3 protein-coding genes are annotated in these 8,417 nt (G+C 57.6%); 2 read left to right on the top strand and 1 reads right to left on the bottom strand.

The window, feature by feature from the left end; genetic code table 11:
- Window positions 1-507: 507 nt before the first annotated feature.
- Entirely contained in the window at window positions 508-2,583 is a 2,076-nt protein-coding gene (locus QMX89_RS22100) for a hypothetical protein (RefSeq protein ID WP_282349889.1), read from the bottom strand.
- A gap of 304 nt (window positions 2,584-2,887) precedes the next feature.
- Here QMX89_RS22100 and QMX89_RS22095 point away from each other — a divergent pair, with 304 nt between their 5' ends.
- Both QMX89_RS22095 and QMX89_RS22090 read left to right on the top strand, forming a co-directional pair.
- A complete protein-coding gene (locus QMX89_RS22095; RefSeq protein ID WP_282349888.1) occupies window positions 2,888-5,596 on the top strand; it encodes an autotransporter outer membrane beta-barrel domain-containing protein in 2,709 nt (902 codons plus the stop codon).
- 156 nt (window positions 5,597-5,752) lie between these two features.
- Entirely contained in the window at window positions 5,753-7,960 is a 2,208-nt protein-coding gene (locus QMX89_RS22090) for an autotransporter outer membrane beta-barrel domain-containing protein (protein WP_282349887.1), read from the top strand.
- Window positions 7,961-8,417 lie beyond the last annotated feature (457 nt).

Here is an 8,417-nt window from a genome sequence, read left to right as displayed (position 1 = left end):
ACTTTGCTGGATCTGCAGCTGAAGCAGGCGCAGGAAATTGTTGAGGGTCGTCATGGCAGGGCTCTTGTGAAGTTGAAGTGGAGAGCGACTGCTGTGACATTAGTTGTGGAATGGAAAAATAACCGGTCGAAAATATAGGCGTTTATTTAGGGCGCTGATGGAGTATCCTAATAACTGCGCTTGGCACTGAACGTGTTGTTTCATGCGTTAAGATCAAGTATTTAATTATTCATCCGTGAATGCATTGAATTGTTCGATGCCTGAAGGAGCCGAACGTGCAGAAGGAGGTCAGTCACTTAAGCGGAGGGAATCCTTAAAGGGCGGTGATGCAGCAGGCTTAAAGATAATCATTCGAGGGTTAAACGCGGGCGTCGACTTTGCCAAGTAAAACATCGGGCAAGCGTAGACACTACGCCCGCCGATGCAGGGATCGTTTATGTATGCTGCTGGGCAGCGAGAATAGCCGGGTGACGTCCCGTAAGGAAATCACCCGGCTATGACTTGCAGTCAGGCGGGTTTTACTGATGTGCTGAAACTTTGGTCATCTGTTGTGTCGAAATTGCACACACTGCCCACCATGGTGACCTGAGTGATACTTGGTGGGTTGGTTGCACCCGTGCCAGAGGCATTGGTGATCTCATGGTGTACCTGCAGGTGATTGTATCGCCCTGGATACAATGTAGGACCGAACGCCGAAGCTGGGATACGAAAATCAATGTATTTCTGTGCGAACTCATCCGAATTCACTGAATCAGTGGCGGTAAAATCCGTATTTGGCAGGGCTGCCCCTCCGCTCTGTGGTCTTCCGACATAGCCTCGCCCGGTAAGCACGATGCGGTCGCCTTCAGCGGCGTTGGTATAGGTGAGCGGGATTCGAAAGACCGCGCCGTTGGCCGTGTTGCATATGTCCAGAAACCCGGATGCGTTCAGCCCTTGAAATGCACCAACGGGAAGTGGGCCGCCGCCGCCCGGAGTAGAGCCGGGTGAAGTAACTTGCACGGTTTGTACACCGGAGTAGCTGGTGTTGGTCACCGCAGGGTACGGCGACGAAGCGGCAATGGTCCGCTCCACCGCATACTTGAGGGGAATCGCCCCGGCCCCGGCTGCACCGATCTGCGCGGCGGGCAGTGTAAAGGGCAGCAGCACTTTGTTAGTGACTTCGCTCGCTTCGACCGGGCGGGCAGCAGGCGCAATATCCACACCTGCGTATGACGCTGTAACCAAGTCGCCCGCCAGCAAATCACCAACCGAAGGCCAAGGGATGGTGACGGTCGCATCCAGAGGGAAGTGCGCAGCGGTGATCACGTTCGCGGTGGCGCCGGATCCCGTGCTTAGCAGGCTAGGCAGCGCGAGGTTTTCATTCTCGGGGGTGTCTGGATCTGGATCCGGGCCTGCGGGTCCAGTCACATCGACCAGCACATTGAGCCGCGGCGGCGACGTCCCCACGTTTGCTTGACTGCGAATGACTTGATAGGTCGCCTGAGTGGTGTAGCGCGTGGCGTTGGCGCCTGCTGGGTCGCCAGCGAGGACGTCAGCGTAGGGTACTCGGACCACGGCCAAGGGGTCATCATTCACGTCGAGGACCTTCCCGCCGCCTATGGCCTTGCTGCCCAAGAACACCAGAAATTCATCGTTCAAGGCGACATTCACGTAAGTGGGAATCTCGATATCGAGAATACGCGCGTCTGCTTCGTCAATTATACCGTCGTCCGCAAACAGCGGAATGTCTGGAGCGCTCAGATTGATGGGTGTGTTGTGCAGTACGAACCGCACGGCTGTTTCTTGCGATATCGCCGATACATTGCCAGCCAGGTCAGTGACACGGAAACCCAAGGTATGCGTGCCATCGCCCGCTGCATCCAGGTCGGTAAAGGGAAACCTCAACACCACCGGATTGGGTAGCGGATTGCCAGGTGGAATCCGGGTTGTAGTGGTCAAAAAAACAGGTTGACCGCCGTTGCTCGTGATGAAGGCCTCAAGAAGATCGCCCGGCGCTTCACCGCTGTAGGAAGGCGCGTGGGCGATCAAGTCCTTGGTGCTGGGATCCAGCTCGGCCAAGGTGATCACGTAATCGCCGCCCGGCCCTGGCGTCAGGCCGGGGAAAATCAACTTGCCAATGGCGGGCCTGCCTGGCGGAGTCGTATCGACATAGGCCGGCTGAGTATCGCCAAAGTCATACGCGGTGGAATCGCCCCAATCGATTCGATAACCAAGGCTATGAGGGATCGCGTCCCAGTTGTCGTCTGTCGTCAACGGCAGTTTAAGTATCAACGGAATTTTGGCAGTCTGATCGGCTGCGCGGATTTCATAGCGAGTGCTGGCGAGGATTTGGTTGTCCCACACCAACTCGATCGCATCAGCATCCTTTCCGATGCTTGGATCCTCGGGATAATAATCATCACTCCACGGCACCTCGACATCAACCGTAGCGGCAAACTTATCAAATTTTAGAATGTTGGTTGGAAACCCCGGCACCGGCGTTATTTTCTCGACGAAACTCGCCGGGGAATATGCTCTCGGCGCTTGCACTGCTGCCACACGCGCCAGTTTCTGAGCTTTGGAAAGTTGCTTGAAAACGGTCATTCCACTTCTCCTTTGTACATGAAATGCAGGGGCGCGAGGCTAAGCGGTCGGCACCTGAAAAATAACATAACAGAATGGATGCGCGGCGCCGTTGCCTTGAACCACAGGCCTGAAGTCGGGTCGCACTACCAACTTAGCAGTCCGGTTAAAAACAGCAAATATTTAGAACGATTGCCGACCAAAGGGCGGCAATGAAAACTGCTTTTCACTCGCACTTTAAATAAATAAAAACTTACAGCTGTTCGCAACTAATATGAGTCGGTAGATTGCGATTACATCATCATTTTTCACAAGGGACTGGACCATGACTTGCGCACGCCGCTCTGCAACCTCCTTGCCGATGGTCATGATCGGCCTCATGCTGTCCCCCATTGTCGAGGCTGCGGTCGTGGTGGGCCCCGCCACTGCCACCGTGAACCCGGGCGACACCCCCGATCTGTGGCAGATTTCCCAAGGCGGTACTCTGGTCGTCAACCCCGCAGGGCAAACGTTACAGATCTACGCAAGCGAGTCCGTTGTTAATCTGAACGGTGCCACCGTGACTTCGGTGTCGGATCGGGCGTTGGAGCTCACTGGTGCAAGCGCGACGGCCACCGTGAGTGACAGCACGCTGGTGACGTCTGAGGGGACCACCGTAACCGTGGGCCGGGGATCCCTTGCCTCGTTCAGCGATAGCCAACTGAGCGGAGTGGGCCGCGGGTTCAACGTTCTGAATGAGGGGCAACTGAACGTACGCAATACCCAGGTAAACGTTACTGGGGATGGCAGCACTACCCCTTTGGGCGGAGGGGCGGGGCTGGTGATGCTGTCAGGCGAAACTACGCTGAGCGAGGGAAGCACCATCGTCGGTGCCAACAATGGTGCGGCGTTCAGCAATGATTTGCCCAGCCTTGGCGAGTCGGCCTTGCGTTCTACCTTGGTGGTCGACGCTTCCACTGTGCAGGGTGTGGCGGGCAGCGGTCTGGTTGTTTTTCCCTCGCGCAACGCATCGCCCCTGGCCGATGTCACCCTGCGCACTGGCTCCCTGTTGACCGGCGGTAACGGTGTGGCCGTGGACCTGTTCGCCCGCACCTCCGCACTGCTCAATGTCGACGCCAGTGACATTCAGGGCGCCTTGAACACCGGAGTCGGCTCGGTGCTGAATGTCGATCTGGCCAATGGCAGCACACTTACTGGTGCCAGCAACGTCAACAACCAAGCCGTCATGGCACTGAATGTGGACGCCAGTCTGGTGACCGGAGACATCAGTGTGCAGGATGGCGGCGATGCCTTGGTGGCCTTTCGCAATGGTGCGCGGCTCGAGGGTTCTGTCCAGGCAAATACACCTGCGCGCACCAGCGTGCTGCTGGACAACAGCCAAATGGACGGCAACCTCACAGCCACCGCCGAGAACACAGAATTGACGATGCAGAATGCTGCCACACTGACCGGATTCGTGCAGGGGGCCAATCGGATGACCCTCAACTCGGGCTCGGTGTGGAACATGACGCAGGATTCGCGTGTAGGCGCCATGGCTGTGACCTCCAGCCGGGTCAACCTCAATGGCGCCGTGGGCGCGTTTCGCACCTTGACCATGGACAGCCTGACGGGCACCGGAACCTTTGCTCTGAACACCGATATTGCCAACCTGCAGGGTGACAAACTGGTGGTAACAGGGGCTGCAGAGGGCAGCCACATCCTTGAAGTGGCCAGCACCGGCGCGGAGCCGAAGGCCGGCGACTCGGGGCTGATGTTGGTCAATACGGGGGGCGGAGCTGCATCGTTTGCATTAGCCACTGGCCAGGTCGACGCTGGCACCTATGTGTACGATCTGGCCCACCGCAACAATGACTGGGTCTTGGTGCAGCGTGAACCTGTTACGCCCATCGATCCAGTGACACCGGTAGACCCCGGTACGCCCGTGGACCCCGTTACACCGGTAGATCCCGGTACGCCCATCGATCCAGTGACACCGGTAGACCCAGGTACGCCCGTGGACCCTGTTACCCCGGTAGACCCCGTTACCCCTATTGACCCAGTCACACCGGTAGACCCCGGTACGCCCGTGGACCCCATTACTCCGGTCGATCCTGGAGTTCCCGGCGGCGGCGATCCCGAAGTCACGCCCAGTGCACGCGCCGTGCTGGGGTTGTTCAGCGCCGCCCCAACCGTTTGGTATGGAGAAACCACGACGCTTCGCAGTCGCATGGGCGAACTGCGTATGGGACGCCAAGCCAGTGGCCCATGGGTGCGTGCGTTCGCCGGGCAATACAACCTGTCGGCGGGCGGCGGGGTAGCCTACCGGCAGCAGCAATCGGGTATCAGCTTTGGGGTCGATGCGCCGCTGCCAACTGCCGATGGTCAATGGATGATAGGTGTGATGGGCGGCTACAGCCGTGCCGATCTGGACCTGAAAGCCGGTACCGATGGTCATGTCGATAGCTATTACGCCGGCATCTACAGCACCTGGCTGGATGAGTCTGGCTATTACCTAGACGCATTGATCAAAGCCAACCGCTTTCAGAATCGTTCCGATGTGCTGATGAGCGACGGACAGCGCGCCGGCGGTGACTATGACAACTACGGCGTGGGAGGCTCGGTAGAGGTAGGCAAGCATATCAAGCTAACATCGGACTGGTTCGTCGAACCTTTTGCCCAGGTGTCCGCACTTTGGGTGCAAGGCGAAAAATACGCGTTGGACAATGGTATGCAGGCGCGTAGTAACCATGCCAACTCGCTGACGGGCAAACTCGGCACCCATCTGGGGCGAACGATTGAATTGGCCGACGGTGGTGTACTTCAGCCCTATTTAAAGATTGCCGCAACTCAGGAGTTTGCGAAGGCCAATAAGGTCAGGATAAATGATACTTACTCGTTCAATAATGATCTGTCGGGCGGCAGGGTCGAAGTGGGCGCAGGCATTATCGCGCAACTTTCCCAGGCGGTGCAGCTGCACGGTGACGTCGACTATGGGAACGGCAGGAACATAGAGCAGCCGTGGGGTGTCAGCCTTGGCGTACGCTATGCATGGTAAACGTTGATAGTATTTCCTCAGCTCTAATTTTAGGACGGCTCACACGGCGCTGTAGGAACCGTCCTACACATTGACTGCGCATTCGCTTCTTACAATGCGGGCAAAAACAAGAGGTATCAAAGCCTCGAATTTCCCTGCCTTCTAGAGAAGCCTGATATGAATCGTAGTCTATTGAGCGACAGCAGCATGTTGCTGCTGTCGGCGGCGCTGTTGATGCCTCATCCCGCACGCGCGGCGTGGCAAGAGCTCACAGGGCCGGACGCCATTGCCACCGTCAAACCAGGCGATAGCGCCCATTTGTGGAGGCTCTCCGCTGGGGCAACCTTGAACGCCGAACCCGGTGCCACCCTCAAACAAGTCGAGAGCTACAACTCTTCAGTCAATCTGAACGGCGCATTCCTGGCTACCGAAGACCAGGCCGTGTATTTGGACAACTCCACTGCCACCATTCGAAATACTACTATCAAGAGTGCTGGCTCCGCTCTGAACGTCAACAGAAACAGCACAGCCTCTATCCATGACAGCACCTTTGAAGGTGTGGGCCGTGGCGTCAATGTCGCTAGTGGTGCTCATGCGTTGCTGGCCAATACTCGGGTTCACGGGGCCAGTGATGGCGCCACGGGTAGCATGGCCGGGGGCTCGGGGTTGGCGCTGGTCAATGGTTACGCCACGGTCACACAGAACAGCCACGTAGTGGGCGACCATCATGGTGCGATCATCAGTGCCGATCGCTTCAACGGCGATGACGGCCTGAACAACAGCCTGGTGATAGACAATGCTCATGTTCAAGGCATGACTGGCAGCGCCATCCTCGTCTCCACCTTCACCGCCAATCGCCCGACCATCGCTACCATCAGCCTCAGCCACGGCGCCGTGCTGACCGGCGGCAACGGGATGATTCTCGAAGTCGACAGAGGCTCCACGGTGGATTTCTCAGTATCCGATAGTCGCTTGACCGGCGACATTGTCGTTGCGTCCGGTTCCAAAGCCGACGTTCTGTTGCGTGATAACACAAGTCTGACCGGCGGAGTCAGCGGCGTGCAACTCATGGCCGTGGACCATGCCACCTGGAACATGACGCGTACCTCAACCCTCCAGCAGTTGGACATGAACGAGGGGCGAGTGAATTTGGATGGCAGCAATGGCCATTTCAATCAACTTACCGTGGATGGTTTGCGTGGCAACGGTACCTTTGGACTGGGCACCGACCTGGCCAGCGGCCTGAGCGACAAGGTGGTCGTCACAGGTACCGCCAGCGGCCAGCACCAGTTGGCGATACACAACACCGGCAAAGACGTCGTTCAGGGCCAATCCTCCGTTGCGGTCGTTCAGACCGGCGGCGGTGATGCCCAGTTTGGCGTGATCGGCGGTCAGGTGGATCTGGGCACCTTCGTCTACGACCTGCAAAAACAAGGCAATGACTGGTTGCTGGTACAACGTCCCGGTGACGTGGTAGCGCCCGGCACCCGGTCGGTGATAGGCCTTTTCAACGCCGCGCCCACTGTGTGGTATGGCGAATTGTCCTCCCTGCGCAGCCGTATGGGTGAATTGCATATGGACAAGGGGGAAGGCGGTGTATGGAGCCGTGCCTATGGCAACAAGCACAACCTGGCCGCTGGCGCTGGCGTGGCTTATCAACAGACCCAACAAGGCTTGAGCGTGGGGGCCGATGGCCGTTTGTCGATGGCCGCAGGCAGCCTTCGTTTAGGTGTAATGGGTGGCTACAGCAAGTCAGACCTGGACATGGCAGCGGGCACATCAGGCACCGTCGACAGCTACTACGCCGGGGTGTATGGCACGTGGCTGGCCGACAGTGGCTACTATGTCGATGCCCTGATGAAGCTCAACCGCTTCCAGAGTGAATCCGACGTGCGCATGAGCGATGGTCAGCATTCCAGCGGCCGCTACAACCACCACGGCCTGGGGGGCTCAGTGGAGGCCGGCAAGCGGTTTGAATTGGCTGGCGGCGTGTTCATCAGCCCGTTCACCCAACTCTCGACACTGTGGGTCCAAGGCGAGCGCTACAGTTTGGACAATGGCATGCAGGCCCGCAGCAATCACGCGGACTCGCTTCTGGGCAAGGTGGGCACACAGTTGGGCCAGGCCCGCTCACTGGCGTCCGGTGGCAGTTGGGATTATTACGGCAAGGTTGCAATTGCCCATGAGTTCGCTAACGACAACGAAGTGAAGGTCAACGGCAATCGCTTCAGCAATGACATGTCCGGCAGCCGTGTCGAGCTTGGCCTGGGTACGGCGCTACAGGTGAACGACCGATTGCAATTGCATGCCGACTTCGACTACGCCAAGGGCCACGACATTGAACAACCTTGGGGCCTGAACTTCGGTGCGCGTTATAGTTTTTAACACGCATTGATGGCGTCTGCCGCGTTGAATGCTCCCCCGAAGGGTAAGGCGGGCGATCATTGACGCGGCAGCGGGCTCGCCTTCCTCCCTGCTCCCACAGGGCGGCGCTGGGTGGCGGCTTATCGAGCCCATTATCGCCTTTCGCCTGCTGCAACTTTAACTTGCATTAAAAACAGCCTTCTCCCTCACCCTGTACTTTGACCAGAGCCAACACTGCAGAACTCGAGAATATTTCTTCACAAATATTGCACTCATGAATATTAACTTTCAGTGCCGCGCTGTACTTTGATTATACGCGCTTGACGCAGTAAATAAACGCTCATATTTTCGACCGGTTATTTTTCCATTCCACAACTAACGTCACAGCAGTCGCTCTCCACTTCAACTTCACAAGAGCCCTGCCATGACGACCCTCAACAATTTCCTGCGCCTGCTTCAGCTGCAGATCCAGCAAAGC

Source organism: Pseudomonas sp. PS01301 (genome assembly GCF_029960215.1).
In the GTDB taxonomy this organism is placed as follows: Bacteria; Pseudomonadota; Gammaproteobacteria; order Pseudomonadales; family Pseudomonadaceae; genus Aquipseudomonas; species Aquipseudomonas coleopterorum.
Note: the sequence above shows the minus strand (reverse complement) of the source record. Positions and strands in the feature narration are given on the sequence as shown.